Raw genomic sequence first — 18,062 nt, forward strand, 5'->3', positions numbered from 1 at the left:
CCAGTCTATATGGTCGCGATTGGCGTCTGTGCACCACTCGCCGGACAAATCGGCTACGGCTGCAACTCACCTCGGCTCCGGCCAGCGGATCAGGCCGCGGGTGAAGTCGCGCCAGGCGGCGACCGTGCTCCAGCGGTCGAACAGCAGGGCGTGCAGCCCGGCGCTGACCAGCAGCGTCACGGCGGCGGCGAAGACCACGTCGCTGAAGAAATGCCCGCCCATGCCGATGCGCAGCAGGCCCAGCAGGCCGCCCAGCGTCATCGATCCCCAGAAGATCCGGCGGCGGCGCCGCGCCGGCACGACATAGGCGACGCTGTGGACGACGAAACCGACGGTCGGGTCGCCGGCGACGAAGGAGCAGTTGCGGCTGCACTGGCCGGCCGGGATCAGCGGCGGGGTGAAGGTCGCGCTGCCGCCGAACGCCTCGACCTGGCGCGGCCGGGCCCGGCCCCAATGGTCCTTGAGCACCGCGTTGGCCACCAGCCCCGGCCCGATCGCAAGGGCCAGCGCCAGGAAGGTCCAGCGCCGCGCATCGAGGCCAAGCAGCCGCCGCTGCCGCCACCAGGTCCAGCCAGCGGCGAGCAGAAGCAGCACGGCGGCGGTGCGGACCAGGACCTGCACCACCTCGTGGAACGCCTCGGCCAGTGGCGCGCCGTCCCAGGCGAAGCCGCGGCCGGGGGCGTAGAACCAGCCGGAGACGATGAGGTCGATCCCGGGCAGGAGGACCAGCAGGGCACAGAGGGCGACCGCGAGCCACAGCGCGATGCGCGGCGTCACCCGCCCACCCGTTGCTTCTCGCTCCAGGCCCCGCCCTCGTCCTGCTGGTAGTAGACCAGGGTGTGGCCGGCGTCCCGCAGCCGCTTCCAGCGGCCGCGGGCGGCCTGCACCGCTTCAGGATCGTTGCCGTCGAACAGGTCGCAGACCGTGGCGAAGGCGCCATCGCCATCCGACTCCGCGCCGTCGCCCAGGAACAGCACCTGGGCGGCGTTCGGATTCTCCATCTGGTCGGTGATCCAGACCGGCTGCTCCTCGGCGAAGCCGTCGCGCCTGGTGCCGTGCGGCAGGAAGCCTTCCTTGGAATAAGTCCAGAGATGGCCGGCCAGGCTCTCCGCCCGCTCCTCCGAGCCGACGCGAACCACCGCCCGCCAGCCGCGCTGCAGCGTCCGGTCGAGCAGCACCGGCAGGGTCTGCTCGAACGTCCGCGCGGTCAGATGGTAAAACCGGATTTCTGCCATCAAGTTCTTGGCATCAGCCTTCGCAATTGTCGGCCACGAAGCGATCCAGCAGCCGCACGCCGAAGGCGGTGGCGCCCTTTGGCACGGTCGGCGTGTCCTTGCTGGACCAGGTCGTGCCGGCGATGTCGAGATGGGCCCAGGGCACCTTGTTGACGAAGCGCTGCAGGAACTGCCCGCCGATGATCGACCCGGCGTCGCGGCTGCCGGTGATGTTCTTCATGTCGGCAATGTCGCTGTCGATCTGCTTGTCGTAGGCGTCGGCCAGCGGCAGGCGCCACAGCTTCTCCTCGACCGCCTTGCCGGCGCCGGCGAGCTTCTCGGCCAGGGCGTCGTCGTTCGAGAACAGCCCGGCATGGTCGGTGCCCAGCGCGATGATCACGGCGCCGGTCAGGGTGGCGAGATTGACCATCGCCTTCGGCTTGAACCGGTCCTGCGTGTACCAGAGCGCGTCAGCCAGCACGAGCCGGCCCTCGGCGTCGGTGTTCCAGACCTCGATGGTCTGGCCGGACATCGAGGTGACGATGTCGCCCGGCCGCTGCGCGTCGCCCGCCGGCATGTTCTCGACCAGGCCGAGCACGCCGACCGCATTGACCTTGGCCTTGCGCAGCGCCAGCGCCTTGAACAGCCCGGTGACCACGCCGGCGCCGCCCATGTCCCACTTCATGTCCCACATGCCCTGGCCGGGCTTGAGCGAGATGCCGCCGGTGTCGAACGTGACGCCCTTGCCGACGAAGGCGATCGGCGCCTCGTCCTTGCGCTTGCCGCCGGCGCCCTTCCATTGCAGCACCACCAGCTGGCTCTCGCGCGCCGAGCCCTGGCCGACGCCGAGCAGCGCGCCCATGCCCAGCTTGCGCATCTGCTTCTCGCCCAGGATCTCGACCTCGACGCCGAGATCCGCCAGTTCCTTGGCCTTGGCGGCGAAGCTTTCCGGATGAAGGATGTTGGCCGGCTCGGATACCAGCTCGCGGGTCAGGAACACGCCCTGGGCTACCGCATCGGCGCGGGCGAAAGCCTTCTTCGCCGCCGCGGCGTCGCCGGTCTGCACCGCCAAGCTCTTCAGCGTCGGCTTGGCTTCGGCCTTCTCCGTGGTGCGGTAGCGCTCGAAGCGCCACGCGCGAAGCCGGGCGCCGAAGGCGAATTCGGCGGCCGCGGCGCCTGCGTCCTGGCCGGCGAGGACGACGCCGTCGAGCTGGGCCGTCGCCGCATCGATCCGGGCCTGGTTCAAGAGTGCGGCGACCGTGCCGCCCGCCCGCTGCAGCCGGACCGCGTCGACCTCCTCCGGCTTGCCGAGGCCGAACAGCACGATCTGGTCGGCGCCGGCGACGCCGTACAGCGCCAGCGTCTCGTCGCGGCCGCCCTTGAACTTCGGCGCGGCCTTCAGCGCCCGCGACAGGGCGCCCTTCGACCGCTTGTCGACCGCGGCGGCGGCCGTCGAGAGGACGCCGTCGGCGAACACGCCGAGCACCAGGGCGCCGGCTTCCACCGAAGCGGGCGGAGCGAAGGAGATCTGCATCTTGTCGTCTTCCGGGCGATTTCCGATGGCCGCGGCCAAGGCGGCGGAACCTGCAAGGTAACAGCGGGTTTCACAGCCGTCACCGGTCGAAAACGGTACTGCCGCCGGGCTGCGACTCCTTGATGGTCGCGGCGGCGGGCCGTCTGAGGTAGAAGATCCGCCCAACCGCCGCCTTCGGCACCACAGGCCAGCCGCACCCGATGCTCCGCTCCCCCACCCTCTACGCCTATATCGTGCGGCAATTCCTGTTCTGGTTCATGGCCGTGCTGCTGGTGCTGAGCGGCGTGATCGCGGTGTTCGAATTCGTCGAGTTCGTGCGCCAGGTCAGCTCCATCCCCGAATTGCCGGTCAGCCTGGCCTTCACCCTGGCGGCCTTCAAGCTGCCCAGCGACGTCGAGATCCTGTTCCACTTCGCCGTGCTGATCGCGGCGATGGTGACCTTCTGGCGCATGACCCGCAGCCGCGAGCTGGTGGTCGCCCGCGCCAGCGGCCTCTCCGCCTGGCAGTTCCTGGCGCCGGTGATCGCCGCGGCGATGGTGCTGGGCGTGCTCAAGATCACGGTCGTCAACCCGATCTCGGCAGCGATGTACAGCCGGTTCGAGCGCCTGGACCTCGACTTTCTCGGCGGCACCGGCGACGTCATGAAGGTGGCCAAGACCGGTTTCTGGCTGCGCCAGAAGGACGAAAGCGGGATCGTCGTCATCCATGCCGAGAAGGTCGGCGGCAACGGCGACCAGCTGCAGAACGCGATGTTCCTGCTGCTGAACGCGGACGAGACCTATCGCGGCCGGATCGACGCCGCCAGCGCCCAGCTGCAGGACGGCAAATGGGTGATCAGCGACGCCTGGGTGATGAAGGGAGACACCCCGGCGGAGCATGTCGACACCACCTCGATCGCCAGCAACCTGACCCGCAATGGGATCCAGGAACGCTTCGCCTCGCAGCAGACCATCTCGTTCTGGGACCTGCCGGACTACATCCGCAACCTCGAGGCCACCGGCTTCTCCTCGACGCGCTACCGCATTGCCTATCAGGGGCTGCTGTCGCAGCCGCTGCTGATGGCGGCGATGATCCTGGTCGCCGCCGCCTTCAGCCTGCGGCCGGGGCGCCGGGTCGACACCGTGCTGATGATCGTCGGCGCCATCGTCACCGGCTTCTCGATCTTCGTGCTCGGCGACATCGTGGCCGCGCTCGGCCGCCAGGGTTCCCTGCCGGTGCCGATGGCCGCCTGGGCCACTTCCGGCGTCGCCCTGCTGTTCGGTGTCACCGCGCTGCTGCATCTCGAAGATGGCTGAGCCCATGTCGCCCACGGATCTGGCCGCTTTTGCCTTGAGTCGGCCAAAGTCACGTGCTGTATCTGCGCCTTTCAACAGCGAGGCCGTGTCGCCCTCATGATCCGTCGTCTGTCGGCCCCGATAATCGTCCTGGTCCTGGCCATCACCTCTGTCGCCGTTCCCGCGGCCATGGCGCAGACCCGCCCCGCCCCGGCCTCCGCCGTCGGCACCATCGCCGCGGTGGTCAATGACGACGTGATCACCGTGGCCGACCTGCAGATGCGCATGCGGCTGGCGCTGATGAGCAGCGGCCTGCCGGCGACGCCGGACGCCCAGCAGCGGCTGCTGCCTCAGGTGCTGCGCCTGCTGATCGACGAGAAGCTGCAGGGCCAGGAGGCCACCCGCGCCGGCATCGCCATTCCGGCCCAGGACGTGGATCGGGCACTGGCGTCGATCGCCGGCCAGAACAAGATGTCGACGCAGCAGCTGTTCACCATGCTGAAGTCCACCGGCGTGCCGCAGAGCGCGCTGGAGGACCAGGTGCGGGCCCAGCTCGGCTGGCGCCAGCTGATCCAGCGCCGCTTCGTCTCCCAGGTCGAGGTTTCCGACACCCAGATCGACGAGGTGGTTGAGCGGCTCAAGGCCAACCAGGGCAAGCCGCAGTATCTCGTCGCGTCGATCTTCCTCGCGGTCGACCAGGATGCCGGCGAAGCCCAGGTCAAGGCCCTGGCCGACCGGCTGGTCTCGGAAATCCGCCGCGGCGCCCCCTTCCCGGCCGTGGCCCGCCAGTTCAGCCAGGCCGCCGGCGCCCAGGGCGGCGGCGACATGGGCTGGGTCCTGGCCGGGCAGCTCGAACCCGCGCTCGACCAGGTGCTCAGCACCATGGAGAAGGCCCAGGTGTCGGACCCGATCCGTACCCTCGGCGGCTACAACATCCTGCTGCTGCGGGACAAGCGGACGGTCAACGCCAACACCGCTGGCGGCGTCAAGGTTCGCCTGAACCAGATCGTCGTGCCGGTGCCCCCGACCGCGCCGGCCAACAGGGTGCAGACCGTGGTGGCGCAGATGCGCAACGACTTCTCCAGCGTGAACGGTTGCGAGGCCTTCCAGGCCAAGGCCAAGGAACTGGGCGTGACCGCCAACACGGATCTGGGCGACGTCCTGCTCAGCCGCCTGCCCGACGCCATGCGCCAGGTGGTCAGCGCCCTGCCCGACGGCCAGGTCAGCTCGCCCCTGCGCGTGCCGGGCGGTGTCGCCGTGATGATGGTCTGCTCCCGCCAGGATGTCGGCGGCGACGGCGTCGACCGCGACCAGATCCGCGCCGGACTGGCCGAGCAGAAGATCGACATGATGCAGCGCCGGCTGCTGCGCGACCTGCGCGGCAACGCCTATATCGACATCCGGCTCTGAGGGTCCCCTGACTCTGTCCGGCGACGCCCTCCGCGACGCGATCGCCGCCCTGCCGCCGCTGCGCGACGTGATCGCGCAGCACGGGCTGGCGGCGAAGAAGTCGCTCGGCCAGAACTTCCTGCTCGACCTCAACGTCACCGCCCGGATCGTGCGCGAGGCAGGCGATCTGGCCGGCGCGCATGTGGTCGAGATTGGACCCGGCCCGGGCGGGCTGACCCGTGCGCTCCTGGCCTCCGCCGCCGAGAGCGTCACGGTGGTCGAACGCGACCGGCGCTTCAGGCCGGCGCTCGAGGATCTGGCCGCAGTGGCCGGCGGCAAGCTTCGCATCGTCGAGGCGGATGCGCTGAAGACCGACATTCCGGCGCTGGTGCCGACGCCCCGCGCTGTGATCGCCAACCTGCCCTACAACGTGGCGACGCCGCTGCTGATCGGCTGGCTGCGCCGGATCGACGACTTCCGGTCGCTGACGCTGATGTTCCAGAAGGAGGTGGCGGACCGGCTGGTGGCCGGACCGCGCAGCGGCGCCTATGGCCGGCTGTCGGTGATCGCCCAGTGGCGGGCCGAGGTCGATCCGCTGCTGACCCTGCCGGCCCGCGCCTTCACCCCGCCGCCCAAGGTCGATTCGACGGTGGTGCAGCTGCGCCCGCGCGCGCAGCGCGAGGATGTGCCGTTCGAGACGATGGAGACGGTGACGGCCGCCGCCTTCGGCCAGCGCCGCAAGATGCTGCGCGCCAGCCTGCGCAGCCTGGGCGAGGCCGAGGCGCTGCTGGCCGAAGCGGGCCTGCCCCCGACCGCGCGGGCCGAGGAAATCGACATCGCCGGCTTCGTCCGCCTGGCCCGGGCCGTGGTGGCGCGGCAGGGCTGACCCGGCGCCTCGACGGTCAGGGCCCCGGGGCGGTGGTCTTCAACGCCTCGAACCGCCGCGACGCCTCCTCCGCCACGCGCTGATTGACATTCTGCGGCGTCAGGCCCGCGATCTTCGAGTTCGGGAACAGCAGGTATCGGACATTGCGGTTCAGGCTCGTGTCGAGAATGCTGCTGCACTGGGTCTTGCGATCGGGGTCCTGCCACGTCTTGCAGCGACTGTCGCCGATCGCTTCGAACAGCGCGATCGAGCCTTCCCCGATCTTGTTGGCCGGCCCGCGGTCGGCGACCAGGACCGGAACGACCTTGGCGCCATCCAGGACGACGCCGATATCCCCGATCTGAATCCCGGTGAGGCGCGAGAAGTCGCCCCCCTGCGGGATGACCACATAGGGCACCGTGTCCGAATAGACGGAACTGCCGTCCGGGTAGCGGTAGGACGTGTCCCTCAGATCGGTCAATCCGGGATCGGTCAGCGCCTTGAAGCCGCCATCGATGTCGAGGCCCAGCTTGGCATGGAAGGAGATCGTGCCGTCATGGAGGCGATCGAGCGCGGTCAGCCGGTTCGGATCGCCGCTGCACCGCCGGAACCCCGTCATCGGCTGGTTCCGGAAGATGTTCTCCCGGTCGCAGCGCTCGAACTCGCGGCGATACTCCTCATCGACCGGGACACCCGGGGGAATGCTGCCCGGGACAACAACGGGCATGGCCCGTGTGGCCGCCGAGCCCTCCGGCGCTGCGGCCGGTTGCGAGCCCTGGCAGCCAGCGATCAGCATCGCGGCGAAGGCTGCGGCGACGGCCGAGGCCGCGTGGCAGAAACGCTGTGTCATCACGGGTCCTCCTCAGGGCTCGCCATCGATGACGCATTGGCAGCGGGGGATCTTCCTGTTGTTCGAGGACGGGAAGTCCCTGCCGAGGAACGCCTTCAGATCGTCGATGATCGCGATCACCCGCGACCGGCTGTCGCTCCACTGGAGGTTGTCGTCCGGACCGCCGAGGGCGGAGGCCGGGTTGAGGCAGCCGATGCTCTCCAGATACCCGTTCGCCGGGTGGATCAGGATGCCGGACCTCGCTCCGGTCGGCTCCAGCCGCAGCGCCGGCCTCGGAATCGCGTGAACCCGGGCCGATGACGTGAAACCGATCGTCTTGTACTTCTCGTTGCTGGCTCCGTCATGGGTGTGGAGCTCATAGGTCCCGGCGGCCACCCGGCGATGCTTCGACACGCCCGTTCCGGTGTTGTCGCCAGGCCCTTGCCGCTCGACGATGGTGCCGCTCAGCTGCGCGACCGCGGTCCCGTCGTGAAACACCTGGTAGCTGCCGACGGTGCGGGCGAAGGCCTTCCCGACGCGCGTCTCCTCACGTGACCGGACGATCAGAATTTCCCAGTCACGACCGGTAATAGGCATGGCTGAAATCCCTCATGAAAAGGAGAGGACGGCAAAGCCGCCTGCCGGCGGCGCCACGAGACTATGAAAACGAAATTACAAATATCGAAGCAAAGCAGGCGAAGTTATACTGTATTCAGAAAATGTCCGCTCTTCGTCGACTTTCCGGCGGAAGTGTGGCTTCGGCCGCTAAAGCTTGGCCTGCAGCGAGCGGACGAAGTCCGGCAGGCCGGTCTGGCGGCTGCGGCGCAGCCGCTCCGCTGCCAGGATCGCCTGGACCTGGGCGATGCTGGCGTCGAGGTCCTGGTTGATGATTGCGTAGTCGTATTCCGGCCAGTGGCTCATCTCGTCCGCCGCCTTGGCCATGCGGCCGGCGATCACCTCGTCGCTGTCCTGGGCGCGGGCGCGCAGCCGCTGCTCAAGCGCCTCGACCGTCGGCGGCAGCACGAACACGCTGACCAGATCGGTCCGCACCTTCTGCGCCAGCTGCTGGGTGCCCTGCCAGTCGATGTCGAAGATCACGTCGCGGCCGGCTGCCAGCGCCGCCTCGACCGGTGCGCGCGGCGTGCCATAGCCGTTGCCGAACACCTTGGCGCGTTCGAGCAGCTCGTCATTGGCGACCATGGCGTCATAGGTCGCCTGGTCGATGAAGTGGTAATGCGTGCCGTCGATCTCGCCCGGCCGCTGGGCGCGGGTGGTGACGGACACCGAGATGGTCAGGTTCGGATCCTGTGCCAGCACGGCCCGGGTGATCGAGGTCTTTCCGGCCCCCGAGGGCGAGGACAGGACGAGCATGAGCCCGCGTCGGGCAATCTCTGTGGTCATTCGATGTTCTGGATCTGCTCGCGGAACTGTTCGATCACGGCCTTGAGGTCGAGGCCGATCCGGGTCAGCGCCACATCCGCCGCCTTCGAGCACAGCGTGTTGGCTTCCCGGTTGAACTCCTGGCACAGGAAATCGAGCCGGCGCCCGACGCCGCTGCCGGCGGCGAGCAGGCCGCGCGCCTGGCCGATATGGGCGTCGAGCCGGTCGAGCTCCTCGCGCACGTCGCAGCGGCCGACCAGCACCGCCACCTCCTGCGCCAGCCGGTCTTCGGCCAGGGGCGGACGGGCCTCGAGCAGCAGGTCGAGCTGGGCCTTGAGCCGCGCCTTGAGCGCCTCCGGCTGGGCGGCGGCGGAGGCCCGGGCCTGGCCGACGAGCGCGGTGATCTGGTCGATCTGGCCGGCCAGGACATCGCGCAGCCGCCCGCCCTCCTCCAGCCGCGTCGCCAGCAGGTCGTCGAGCAGCGGCGCGATCGCCGCCCCCGCCTCGGCCTCGACAGCGCTGTTCAGTTCGGCCGAGGCGGAATCGCCGTTCTCGACCACGCCGCGGACGCCGAGCAACGCGTCGACCTGGACCGGCGCGCTGTCGCCATTGACCTCGCGCACCAGGGCGATCAGCTGGTCCAGCACCTCGCGGTTGATGCGCAGCTGCGCCGCCGCCTCGCTGCGGCCGAGCGACAGGTTGAGGGTAACGTTGCCGCGGCGGAAGCGCTTGGCCAGCTCGACCCGGGCCGCCGCTTCCAGCCGCTCGAAGCCGGCCGGGGTGCGCAGGCGCAGGTCGAGCGACTTGCCGTTGACGCTGCGCGCCTCCCACACCCAGGACAGCCCGTCGACGCCACCCTCCTTGCGGGCGAAGCCGGTCATGCTGGAAAGCGGGGCCGAGGCGGACGTATCCTTTGTCATAGCGGGCTTATAGCCGCCGACCGGACGGGTCGCCATACGGAAAAGTCCATTCTTCCGGCTGACTGCTCTTGCCGCCGATCGGAAATATCCATTTCGCCCATAGGAGAACGCCATGACGGCGCCGGCCGCAATCCTGATCACCGGCGCCTCGAGCGGCCTGGGCACCGCATTGGCGAAAGCCTATGCCGCGCCCGGCGTGCGGTTGGTGCTGTTCGGGCGGGATGCCACCCGGCTGGAGGCGGCGGCCGGGGCGGTACGCGACCTCGGCGCAACCGCTGAGACGATCACGGTCGACGTCACCGACCAGGCGGCGATGGCGGCGGCGGTGACCGCGGCGGACGAGGCCGGTCCGCTCGACCTGGTCATCGCCAATGCCGGCGTCGCCCCGGGCGGGGCGGAGGGCGCCGATGCGGCGGCGAAGGGCCGCCGGATCCTGGCGGTCAATCTCGACGGTGTGCTCAACACCGTCGACCCGATCCGGCCGCGGATGGCGGCACGCGGCGCCGGGCAGATCGCGCTGATGAGCTCGCTGGCCGGATTCCGCGGCTTTCCCGGCATGGGTCCCTACGGCGCCTCGAAGGCCGCGGTGCGGATCTATGGCGAGGCGATCCGAGCCGAGCTGCGGCCGCGCGGCGTGCGGGTCTCGGTGATCTGCCCCGGCTTCGTGCGCACGCCGATGACCGACGGGGCCGGATTTCCGATGCCGATGCTGATGGAGGTCGAGGACGCCGCGGCGGCGATCCGGCGCGGCCTGGCGCGCGGCCGGCCGCTGATCGCCTTTCCCTGGCCGATCCATGCCGGCTCGCGGCTGCTAGCCGCCCTGCCCGCGGCCTGGGCCGACGCCCTGATCCGCCGTGTCGTGCGGGTGTGACTGCCGTCACGGTGCGTTCACGACAGAACGTGCATGGTCCTATCACGCACAGCGAGAGCACGACCATGCATCTGATCCATGACGACGAAGACGCCGACAGCCCATTCGACCTGATCCGCGAGATCGTGACCATCGTCGGCTGGGTGGCGACGACCTTCGCCCTGCTGCTGGTCGCTTACGCCGCGTTCGGCTGATCCGGAGGCCCTTGCGCCGGAGCGGCAGCCGACGCTTCTTCCTCGTCCAGTTCCCCCATCATCAGCGCCGCCTGGCGCTTGAGATGCGCGTAGCGCCGGATGCTGAAGGGGATGCTGCCGACATAGATCAGGCCGAGCGCGACCAGCGTCGGCCAGGTGGCGGTGACCAGGAGCGTGGCCACCAGCCCGATCGCGACCAGCACCGGCACGATGTATTCCTGCGGGATCCGCACCACCTTCATCGAGAAGGTCGGGATCCGGCTGACCAGCAGCAGCGCGACGAAGACGGTCCACAGCCCGACCAGCAGCGGCGCCGCCCAGAAGCCGGGCGAGAACTCGAAGCTGATCATCAACGGCATCAGGATCAGGATGGCGCCCGCGGGCACCGGCACGCCGGTGAAGTAGTTGTAGGCGAAGGGCGGCAGGGTGGTGTCGTCCAGCGCCGTGTTGAACCGTGCCAGGCGCAGCGCGGCGCAGACCGCATAGGCCATCACCGCAAGCCAGCCCAGGCTGCCGGCGTCCTGCATCATCCAGAGATAGAGGATGATCGCCGGGCTGACGCCGAAGCTGACGATGTCGGCCAGGCTGTCCAGCTCCGCCCCGAACTTGCTCGACCCGCGCAGCAGCCGGGCGACGCGGCCGTCCAGCCCGTCCAGCACCGCCGCCACCAGGATCGCGGTCACAGCCTGTTCCCAGCGGTCCTGCACCGCATAGCGGATGGCGGTCAGCCCGGCGCACAGCGCCAGCGTGGTCAGGATGTTCGGCAGCAGCCGGTTGATCGTCAGGCCGCGGATGCGGACGACCGGCCGGCGGCGGAAGGGCCGCCGGTGCCGGCGATGCTCCGGCTTTATCATCGGGCGATCGCGACCGGGTTGGCGACGGCCGCGGCCGCCAGGTCGGCCAGCACGGTCTCGCCGCCGATCATGGTCTGGCCGACCGAGACCAGCGGCTCGACCCCGTCCGGCAGGTAGATGTCGGTCCGGCTGCCGAAGCGGATCAGCCCGTAGGTCTCGCCGGCGACCACCGGCTGACCGGGCGAGAGGTCGCAGATGATGCGCCGGGCCACCAGCCCCGCGACCTGGACGAAGACCAGGATCCGTCCGTCAGGCAGGCGCAGCGAGACGGCGCTGCGCTCGTTCTCCTCGCTGGCCTTTTCCAGATTGGCGTTCAGGAACTTGCCCGGCCGGTACTTCACGTCGATCACGGCGCCATCGGCCGGAACCCGGTTCACATGCACGTTGAAGACGTTGAGGAAGATGCTGATCCGGGTCAGCGGCCGGTTGCCGAGGCCGAGCTCCGCCGGCGGCGTCGCCTGCACCAGCATCTGCACCACGCCGTCGGCCGGCGCCACCACCAGGTCGGGCCGGCTCGGCGTCACCCGCGGCGGGTGGCGGAAGAAGTAGATGCACCAGGCGGTCGCCAATACGCCGAGCCAGCCCAGCGGCTCCCAGACCATGAACAGCATCACGGTGGCGACGGCGAAGACTCCGATGAACGGGTAGCCGGCCGGGTGAATCGGCACCAGGACCCCGCGGATCGTGTGCAGAAGATGGGGGTCGTCTCTACCGTTCAAGGCGTCTTGTCTCCGGTGTCCGGGGCCGCGTCGCCGGGATTGGGCGGGGCGGCCTGCCGTCGCTTCTGCCATTCGGCGACGTTGCGGTTGTGCTCCTCGAGCGTCCGGGCGAAGACATGCCCGCCGGAGCCGTCGGCTACGAAGTAATAATAGTCCGTAACCGCCGGCTTAAGCACTGCGGCAAGTGCGTCGCGCCCGGGATTGGCGATCGGCCCCGGCGGCAAACCCGCAACGACATAGGTGTTGTAGGGCGAATCCAACTTCCAGTCGGCCCGGGTCAGCGCCCGGCCGAGCGGTTTTTTCCCATCGGTCAGGGCATAGATCACGGTCGGGTCCGACTGCAGCGGCATGCCGGCCTGCAGCCGGTTCAGGAACACGCTGGCGACCACCGGCCGCTCCTTCGGCACGCCCGTCTCCTTCTCGACGATCGAGGCCAAGGTAACGGCGTCCTGCGGCGACTTGACCGGCAGGCCGTTGCCGCGCTTGTCCCACAGCCCGTCGACCTCCTGCCGCATCGCCTTGCGCATCCGATCGATCACGGCGGCGCGGGTGTCGCCGCGGATGAACTGGTAGGTCTCCGGCAGCAGCGAGCCTTCGGCCGGGACGTCCCCGGCATCGCCGGTCAGCAGCGGCTCGGCCTGGACCAGGGTTACGATCTCGGCCGAGGTCAGGCCCTCCGCGATGGTGATCTTGTGCGAGACATTGCTGCCGCGGGCCAGCAGGTCGGCAGTCTCTGCCGGCGAAATCCCCGGCGCGAAGGCGTATTCCCCGGCCTTCAGGGCGCGGTCGCCGCCGTCCAGCGTCGTTCCGCCCAGGAACACCCAGCGGTTCTCGACGATTCCCGCTGCCTCGAGCTGCGCCGCGATCGCGGCCAGGCCGCTGCCGCGCTCGATCACGAGCGTTGCCGGGGCCGTCAGCGGCCCCGGTGCGCGATAGGCGTGAAGAAACCAGACGACGCCGCCACCGATGACGGCCGCCAGCACCACCAGGAAGACGAGCGCGCGGGCGAGTGCCCGAACCATCCGGTCAGACGTACTCGCGGAAGACCAGCGACGCGTTGGTCCCGCCGAAGCCGAAGCTGTTCGACAGCGCGGCGCGCACCGGCCGCGGCTTGGCCTGCTTGGGCACCAGATCGACTCCGAGGCAGGCGTCGGACGGGTCCTCAAGGTTCAGCGTCGGCGGCACCACGTCGTGGTTGATCGAGAGCACCGAATAGATCGCCTCGACCGCGCCGGCGGCGCCGAGCAGATGGCCGATCGCCGACTTGGTCGAGGACATCGACACCGTCTCGATCGCGTTGCCGAACAGGCGCTTGACCGCACCGAGTTCGATCTCGTCGCCGAGCGGCGTCGAGGTGCCGTGGGCGTTGACGTAGTCGATGTCCGATGGGGTCAGGCCGGCTCGCTTCAGCGCCGCCGACATCGCCCGGAAACCGCCATTGCCGTCTTCCGGCGGGGCGGTGATGTGATGCGCGTCGCCCGACAGGCCGTAGCCGACCACCTCGGCATAGATCGTGGCGCCGCGCGCCTTGGCGTGCTCCAGCTCCTCGAGCACGACCACGCCGGCGCCTTCGCCCATGACGAAGCCGTCGCGGCCCTTGTCATAGGGGCGCGAGGCCCGGTCGGGGGTCTCGTTGTAGCCGGTGGACAGCGCCCGGGCCGCGGCGAAGCCGGCGAGTCCGAGCCGGCACACCGCCGCCTCCGCCCCGCCCGCCACCATGACGTCGGCATCGTCCCACATGATCAGACGCGCCGCGTCGCCGATCGCGTGCGCGCCGGTCGAGCAGGCCGTGACCACGGCATGGTTCGGACCGCGGAAGCCGTGCTGAATCGAGACCTGGCCGGAGGCCAGGTTGATCAGCGCCGCCGGGATGAAGAAGGGGGAGATCCGGCGGGGCCCCTTCTCCTCCAGTGTCAGCGAGCCCTCGGCGATCCATTGCAGGCCGCCGATGCCCGAGCCGATCATGACGCCGGTGCGCTCGCGCTCCTCGTCATTCGGCGGCACCCACCCCGAATTCGCGATCGCCTCGTTGGCCGCGGCGATCGCATAATGGATGAAGACGTCGTTCTTGCGCTGGTCCTTGGGCGGGACCGCGCTGTCGACGTCGAAATCACCCGGGCCGGTGCCGCGCGGCACCATGCCCGCGATCCGCGCCGGCAGATCCGAGACGTCGAATGTCGAGATCGCGCCGATGCCGGACTTGCCGGCGGTCAGTCGATCCCAATTGGTCTTCACACCGGCACCGAGAGGCGTGACCATCCCCATGCCGGTGATTACGACACGTCGCATCATTTCATCCGGTTCTGCGGCAAGGACCTGCGATCAGGCGGGAGTCGAATGCTGCTCGATGAACTGGATCGCGTCCTTCACCGTCAGGATCTTCTCGGCCGCGTCGTCCGGAATCTCGCAGCCGAACTCCTCCTCGAACGCCATGACCAGCTCGACGGTGTCGAGGCTGTCGGCGCCCAGGTCGTCGATGAAGCTGGCCGATTCGGTGACCTTGCCTTCTTCGACGCCGAGATGCTCGACGACGATCTTCTTAACGCGATCGGCGATGCTTTCGCTCATTCTTTCTACCTTTCAAGAGAGCGGAACGGGGCAGAATTCCGCAGTGCTGAACCCCCGCACGAGTGACCGCCCCGTAGACCCGCGGTCACATAACACACCTGATCGAACATGGCCAAGCATCTGGCCATGTCCAGTCCGGCGACGTCAAACCATTGCCATTCCGCCATTCACATGGATGGTCTGGCCGGTGACATAGGCGGCCTCGCTGCTGGCGAGATACAGGACCGCGGCGGCGATCTCGGCCGGGTCGCCCATCCGCGCCATCGGGATGGTGGCGGAGATCCGCGCCTTCTGCTCGTCGTTCAGCGCATCGGTCATGGCGCTGGTGACGAAGCCCGGGGCAACGCAGTTGACGGTGATGCCGCGGCTCGCGACCTCCTGCGCCAGCGCCTTGGTCATGCCGGTCAGGCCGGCCTTCGAGGCGGCGTAGTTCACCTGGCCCGGATTGCCGGTGTGGCCGACGATCGAGGTGATCGACACGATCCGGCCCCAGCGCTTCTTCATCATGCCGCGCAGCGCCGCACGGGCCAGCCGGAAGCCGGACACCAGGTTGACGTCGAGCACGGTCTCGAAATCGTCATCCTTCATCCGCATCGCCAGGCCGTCGCGGGTCAGGCCGGCGTTATTGACCAGGATGTCGATGCCGCCGGTCGCCGCCTCGGCCGCCTTGGCCACCGATTCGGCGCCCTCGGCGCTCGACAGGTCGCCCGGGGTCACATGGGCCCGCTCGCCCAGCGACTGCGCCAGAGCCTCCAGCTTCTCGACCTTGGTGCCGGACAGCGCCACGGCGGCGCCCTGGGCGTGCAGCAGGGTCGCGATGGCGCGGCCGATGTCGCCCGAGGCGCCGGTGACGAGCGCCGACTTGCCCTTCAGATCGAACATGCTCTCTTCCCTCGTGCTGCGGCCTTGTGCTTCAGGCGCCGGTCGATGCGATCCAGGCGTCGATCTCTTCCGGCGCCTGCAGCGACACCGCGGCGAGGTCGCGATCGATGCGCTTGGCGAGGCCGGCCAGCACCTTGCCGGCCCCGAGCTCGACCAGTTCCTGCACGCCTGCCGATTTCATGTAAAGCACACACTCGCGCCAGCGCACGGTGCCGGTCACCTGCTCGACCAGCAGCCGGCGGATCTCATCCGGCGCCATGACCGGGGCGGCGGTGACATTGGCCACCACCGGCAGGGCCGGCGCCTTGATCTCAACCGCGGCCAAAGCCATGCGCATGGCCTCGGCCGCCGGCGCCATCAGCGGGCAATGGAAGGGCGCGCTGACCGGCAGCAGGATGCTGCGCTTGGCGCCGAGCTCGGCCGCCAGCGCCATCGCCCGCTCCACAGCGTCCTTGTGGCCGCTGACCACGACCTGGCCGGGGGCGTTGTCGTTGGCCGCAGAGCAGATCGAGTCCGGGGTCGAGGCGCGGGCGGCGACGTCGCGCGCCTGGTCGAGGTCGAAGCCCAGCAGTGCCGCCATGGCACCGACGCCGACCGGCACCGCCTTCTGCATCGACTGGCCGCGCAGGCGCAGCAGCCGGGCCGCATCCGCGACGCTGATCGCCCCAGCCGCGGCCAGGGCGGAGTATTCGCCGAGGCTGTGGCCGGCGACGAAGCCGGCGAAATCCGCCAGCGACCGGCCGGACCGCTCCGCCACCGTGCGCGCCGCGGCGACCGAGGCCGCCATCAGTGCCGGCTGGGCGTTCTCGGTCAGCGTCAGCGTCTCGATGTCGCCGCCGAACATCAGCTCGGACAGCTTCTGGCCCAACGCTGCGTCGACCTCGGCGAAGACCTCGCGGGCGGCCGCGGACCCATCGGCCAGCGCCTTGCCCATGCCGACAGCCTGGCTGCCTTGTCCCGGAAACACGAAAGCGCGCGCCATGGCGGCGATCCCCGCATCACAATGAGGGCGCTGGTCTTAGAGCCTCGCCACCGCAAGTCAAGCCTGATCAATGATACAGGGCTCCGATCGCGCTTGATCTTCGGGCGCTTCCGAGTATAGTGCGCGGCTTCGTCATGCTCCTTGCCGGTCGCTTGGCATAGCGGCCGGCTTTGACATGGGCGGCTGGCGGTCCCCGCACAGCGCCATGCCGGGAACAGCCACAAGGAGTCATCATGCCACTTTACGAGAGCGTGTACATCGCGCGGCAGGACGTGTCCGCCACGCAGGTGGAGGCCCTGACCGAGGGCTTCACCACCATCCTCACCGAGAATGGCGGCAAGGTCACCAAGACCGAGTATTGGGGCCTGAAGAGCTTCGCCTACCGGATCAAGAAGAACCGCAAGGGCCACTACGTCCTGATGAACATCGACGCCCCCGCGGCCGCCGTGGCCGAGATGGAGCGCCTGATGGGCATCAACGAGGACGTGCTGCGCACACTCACCCTGCGCGTCGACACCCTCGAAGAGGGTCCCTCGGCGATGATGCAGAGCCGGGCCGGCCGGGACCGCGACGGTCGCGACCGCGACGGCCGTGGTGATCGCGACAGCCGTGGCGGCGATCGCGACCGCGGCGAGCGCCGGGACCGTGGCTTCGGCCGCGACCAGGCCGAAGGTGAAGGAGCTCAGGCATGAGCGCGATGGGTGCACGGCGTCCGTTCTTCCGCCGCCGGAAGACCTGCCCGTTCTCCGGCGCCAACGCGCCGAAGATCGACTACAAGGACACCAAGCTGCTGGGCCGGTTCATCTCCGAGCGCGGCAAGATCGTCCCGAGCCGCATCACCGCGGTCTCGGCCAAGAAGCAGCGTGAGCTGGCCCGCGCCATCAAGCGCGCGCGCTTCCTCGGCCTCCTGCCCTACATCGTGAAGTAAGGGGAGGTTCAGCCATGGAAATCATCCTGCTGGAGCGGGTCGAGAAGCTCGGCCAGATCGGCGACGTGGTGCGCGTGAAGCCCGGCTTCGCCCGCAACTACCTCCTGCCGCAGAAGAAGGCGCTGCGCGCGACCAAGGCCAACCTGGCCGTGTTCGAGAAGCAGCGGGCGCAGATCGAGGCCAACAACCTCGAGGCCAAGGGCGAGGCGGAGAACATCGCCGGGCGCATGGACGACGTGTCGATCGTCGTCATCCGCCAGGCCGGCGACAGCGGCCAGCTCTACGGTTCGGTGTCGGCGCGTGACATCGCCGAGGGCCTGACCGCGGCCGGCTATACCGTCTCGCGCGGCCAGGTCGCGATCGAGCAGCCGATCAAGACCCTGGGCCTGGAGAAGGTCCGGATCCGGCTGCACCCCGAGGTCAGCGTCATCGTCACCGTGAACGTCGCCCGCTCGGCCGAAGAGGCCGAGATGCAGCGCCAGCGCGGCGGCATGGTCGTCGCCTCCGTCCTCGAGGAAGAGGAAGCGGCGGCCGAGGCGGCTGCTGCGGCCGCCATCGCCGCGGCCGAAACCGAGAGCACCGAGGAAGAGCCGGCGTAACCAGCCCGGTTCGTTCTGGAGCGAACAGGCGCGGACCTTCGGGTCCGCGCCTTTTTCTTG

The 18,062-nt window shown here is 69.3% G+C and carries 22 protein-coding genes; 8 read left to right on the forward strand and 14 right to left on the reverse strand.

What is annotated here, in order from left to right; genetic code table 11:
• Positions 1–66: 66 nt before the first annotated feature.
• The 3 genes from FFK22_RS32340 to FFK22_RS32350 are packed head-to-tail and all read right to left on the reverse strand — an operon-like array spanning position 67 to position 2,748.
• On the reverse strand, positions 67–777 hold the full coding sequence (locus FFK22_RS32340; protein WP_186002767.1) for a phosphatase PAP2 family protein: 711 nt from the start codon (positions 775–777) through the stop codon (positions 67–69).
• On the reverse strand, positions 774–1,235 hold the full coding sequence (locus FFK22_RS32345; protein ID WP_138885940.1) for a DNA polymerase III subunit chi: 462 nt from the start codon (positions 1,233–1,235) through the stop codon (positions 774–776). The genes FFK22_RS32340 and FFK22_RS32345 overlap by 4 nt, the downstream gene beginning before the upstream one ends.
• A 13-nt stretch (positions 1,236–1,248) precedes the next feature.
• Complete coding sequence (locus FFK22_RS32350) at positions 1,249–2,748, reverse strand: leucyl aminopeptidase (protein WP_138885939.1); 1,500 nt, start codon at positions 2,746–2,748, stop codon at positions 1,249–1,251.
• Positions 2,749–2,948: 200 nt separating this feature from the next.
• Here FFK22_RS32350 and lptG point away from each other — a divergent pair, with 200 nt between their 5' ends.
• The 3 genes from lptG (at position 2,949) to rsmA (ending at position 6,297) form a co-directional block, all read left to right on the forward strand.
• A complete protein-coding gene (lptG, locus tag FFK22_RS32355; RefSeq protein WP_138885938.1) occupies positions 2,949–4,043 on the forward strand; it encodes an LPS export ABC transporter permease LptG in 1,095 nt (364 codons plus the stop codon).
• A gap of 96 nt (positions 4,044–4,139) precedes the next feature.
• Entirely contained in the window at positions 4,140–5,432 is a 1,293-nt protein-coding gene (locus FFK22_RS32360) for a peptidylprolyl isomerase (RefSeq protein ID WP_138885937.1), read from the forward strand.
• Positions 5,433–5,499: 67 nt separating this feature from the next.
• On the forward strand, positions 5,500–6,297 hold the full coding sequence (gene rsmA / locus FFK22_RS32365) for a 16S rRNA (adenine(1518)-N(6)/adenine(1519)-N(6))-dimethyltransferase RsmA (protein ID WP_221939015.1): 798 nt from the start codon (positions 5,500–5,502) through the stop codon (positions 6,295–6,297).
• Positions 6,298–6,313: 16 nt separating this feature from the next.
• Here rsmA and FFK22_RS32370 read toward each other — a convergent pair whose 3' ends face one another.
• The 4 genes from FFK22_RS32370 to FFK22_RS32390 form a co-directional block, all read right to left on the reverse strand.
• Positions 6,314–7,072, reverse strand: a complete 759-nt coding sequence (locus tag FFK22_RS32370; protein WP_138885935.1) for a glycoside hydrolase family 75 protein — start codon at positions 7,070–7,072, stop codon at positions 6,314–6,316.
• Between the two features lie 66 nt (positions 7,073–7,138).
• Complete coding sequence (locus FFK22_RS32380; RefSeq protein WP_138885934.1) at positions 7,139–7,702, reverse strand: hypothetical protein; 564 nt, start codon at positions 7,700–7,702, stop codon at positions 7,139–7,141.
• Positions 7,703–7,870: 168 nt separating this feature from the next.
• Entirely contained in the window at positions 7,871–8,476 is a 606-nt protein-coding gene (gmk, locus tag FFK22_RS32385; protein ID WP_221939016.1) for a guanylate kinase, read from the reverse strand.
• Positions 8,477–8,502: 26 nt separating this feature from the next.
• Positions 8,503–9,405, reverse strand: coding sequence for a YicC/YloC family endoribonuclease (locus FFK22_RS32390; protein ID WP_221939017.1), 903 nt, complete (start codon positions 9,403–9,405; stop codon positions 8,503–8,505).
• Between the two features lie 112 nt (positions 9,406–9,517).
• Here FFK22_RS32390 and FFK22_RS32395 point away from each other — a divergent pair, with 112 nt between their 5' ends.
• Positions 9,518–10,276 carry an SDR family oxidoreductase gene (locus tag FFK22_RS32395; RefSeq protein ID WP_138885932.1) on the forward strand — a complete coding sequence of 253 codons (759 nt, stop codon included), beginning with the start codon at positions 9,518–9,520 and terminating at the stop codon, positions 10,274–10,276.
• A gap of 65 nt (positions 10,277–10,341) precedes the next feature.
• Positions 10,342–10,470, forward strand: a complete 129-nt coding sequence (locus FFK22_RS44565) for a hypothetical protein (protein ID WP_306770207.1) — start codon at positions 10,342–10,344, stop codon at positions 10,468–10,470.
• Here FFK22_RS44565 and pssA read toward each other — a convergent pair.
• From pssA to fabD, 7 genes are all read right to left on the reverse strand, one after another.
• Positions 10,452–11,324: a CDP-diacylglycerol--serine O-phosphatidyltransferase gene (pssA, locus tag FFK22_RS32400; RefSeq protein ID WP_138885931.1), complete on the reverse strand. Its 873-nt coding sequence runs from the start codon at positions 11,322–11,324 to the stop codon at positions 10,452–10,454. The genes FFK22_RS44565 and pssA overlap by 19 nt on opposite strands.
• Positions 11,321–12,115: a phosphatidylserine decarboxylase gene (locus FFK22_RS32405; RefSeq protein WP_138885930.1), complete on the reverse strand. Its 795-nt coding sequence runs from the start codon at positions 12,113–12,115 to the stop codon at positions 11,321–11,323. The genes pssA and FFK22_RS32405 overlap by 4 nt, the downstream gene beginning before the upstream one ends.
• Complete coding sequence (gene mltG / locus FFK22_RS32410; protein WP_138885929.1) at positions 12,040–13,065, reverse strand: endolytic transglycosylase MltG; 1,026 nt, start codon at positions 13,063–13,065, stop codon at positions 12,040–12,042. Before mltG ends, FFK22_RS32405 begins: the two co-directional genes overlap by 76 nt.
• Before the next feature lie 4 nt (positions 13,066–13,069).
• Positions 13,070–14,332 (reverse strand): beta-ketoacyl-ACP synthase II, encoded by a 1,263-nt coding sequence (gene fabF, locus FFK22_RS32415; RefSeq protein ID WP_138885928.1) that lies wholly within the window; start codon positions 14,330–14,332, stop codon positions 13,070–13,072.
• Positions 14,333–14,365: 33 nt separating this feature from the next.
• Positions 14,366–14,611, reverse strand: coding sequence for an acyl carrier protein (locus FFK22_RS32420; protein ID WP_138885927.1), 246 nt, complete (start codon positions 14,609–14,611; stop codon positions 14,366–14,368).
• Between the two features lie 144 nt (positions 14,612–14,755).
• Positions 14,756–15,493, reverse strand: coding sequence for a 3-oxoacyl-[acyl-carrier-protein] reductase (gene fabG / locus FFK22_RS32425; protein WP_138885926.1), 738 nt, complete (start codon positions 15,491–15,493; stop codon positions 14,756–14,758).
• A 31-nt stretch (positions 15,494–15,524) separates the two neighbouring features.
• Positions 15,525–16,475 (reverse strand): ACP S-malonyltransferase, encoded by a 951-nt coding sequence (gene fabD / locus FFK22_RS32430; RefSeq protein WP_138885925.1) that lies wholly within the window; start codon positions 16,473–16,475, stop codon positions 15,525–15,527.
• A gap of 233 nt (positions 16,476–16,708) precedes the next feature.
• On the opposite strand from fabD, the gene rpsF reads away from it, so the two are divergent.
• The 3 genes from rpsF to rplI are packed head-to-tail and all read left to right on the forward strand — an operon-like array spanning position 16,709 to position 18,002.
• Positions 16,709–17,167, forward strand: a complete 459-nt coding sequence (gene rpsF / locus FFK22_RS32435; RefSeq protein ID WP_138885924.1) for a 30S ribosomal protein S6 — start codon at positions 16,709–16,711, stop codon at positions 17,165–17,167.
• On the forward strand, positions 17,164–17,403 hold the full coding sequence (rpsR, locus tag FFK22_RS32440; protein ID WP_026872743.1) for a 30S ribosomal protein S18: 240 nt from the start codon (positions 17,164–17,166) through the stop codon (positions 17,401–17,403). Before rpsF ends, rpsR begins: the two co-directional genes overlap by 4 nt.
• A 14-nt stretch (positions 17,404–17,417) precedes the next feature.
• Positions 17,418–18,002 (forward strand): 50S ribosomal protein L9, encoded by a 585-nt coding sequence (gene rplI, locus FFK22_RS32445; RefSeq protein WP_138885923.1) that lies wholly within the window; start codon positions 17,418–17,420, stop codon positions 18,000–18,002.
• The last annotated feature ends 60 nt before the right edge of the window (positions 18,003–18,062 follow it).

The organism is Mycobacterium sp. KBS0706, assembly GCF_005938675.2.
In the GTDB taxonomy this organism is placed as follows: Bacteria; Pseudomonadota; Alphaproteobacteria; order DSM-16000; family Inquilinaceae; genus Inquilinus.